Origin of the sequence: Pseudoalteromonas sp. SG41-5, assembly GCF_014164495.1 — a bacterium.
Taxonomy (GTDB): domain Bacteria; phylum Pseudomonadota; class Gammaproteobacteria; order Enterobacterales; family Alteromonadaceae; genus Pseudoalteromonas; species Pseudoalteromonas rhizosphaerae.
In genome coordinates this window covers 1-817 of the sequence record NZ_JACJFH010000262.1, presented here as the reverse complement: position 1 = coordinate 817, position 817 = coordinate 1, and the positions used below count along the sequence as shown (strand labels likewise).

Genomic DNA, 817 nt, shown 5'->3' with positions numbered 1-817 from the left:
GTTTTGAGTTTAATATGCTTTTCTTTAAGCTCTACGCCCGCGCAATAAGCAGATGTGACGGTTGGGTTGATGTTTTTATTCGCTCTAACCAAAAAGTAGCCGCCATCTTGAGATACTTGCTCAAAGTAATCTAAATCAAAATACCCTGCATCAGCAAGTAATAACGTATCTCCAAGTGTGTGACTACCCGGTAAAAAGGCTCGCTCGGTTTCAACATCAGGACGGATATCTATTTCACAAGGCTGTTCGTTAAATAGGTCATAAGTAAGATGTAACTCAATTGCGGCAGGACTTATCGCAGTAAAGCGACCAGCAAAAACCGGAGCTAATTCATCATGTAGAGCAAATGAAGAGCCATCTTGCAATAACACTCGCAATATTCCTCGCTGGGTAAAAAAGGTTTTATCCAGCGTGTTTACAGTCAATTTAGACATCGCTTGAATAACGAGTTCACGGACTAGCTCAGTCAAGGCAGGTTTTCGAATTTGATTATGAAAAGGTTTATAACTTATCGTGCAATTGGCCTGCGTTCGCAGGTTCTGATGGATATCTGACAAGTTAGCGTCTTGCAGGCAAGATAAGCTTTTGAACACAGCTTTGAGCAGAGAAACGATCGACAGGCAACGGTGTCGAACTTGAAATCCGGAGGTTTTTGCAAGCTCAATGAGGTGTTTTTCTGAGATAAGGGCTTTTAATTGATTTGAAACTTGGTTAATCTGCATGTGAACTCTGTTTTTGGTCATGTTTTTATTGGCGTAACTATTTGATCATTAACAGAGTTCAACTTCAAGTTTTCTTAAGATCCAACCTATGAAAT

Annotated in this window: 1 protein-coding gene; it reads right to left on the bottom strand. The window is 40.1% G+C overall.

Features of this window, described 5'->3' with window-relative positions; genetic code table 11:
• On the bottom strand, positions 1-722 hold a 722-nt coding region (locus tag H5232_RS23490; RefSeq protein ID WP_182831696.1), incomplete at its 3' end, for an IS4 family transposase.
• Between the last annotated feature and the right edge of the window lie 95 nt (positions 723-817).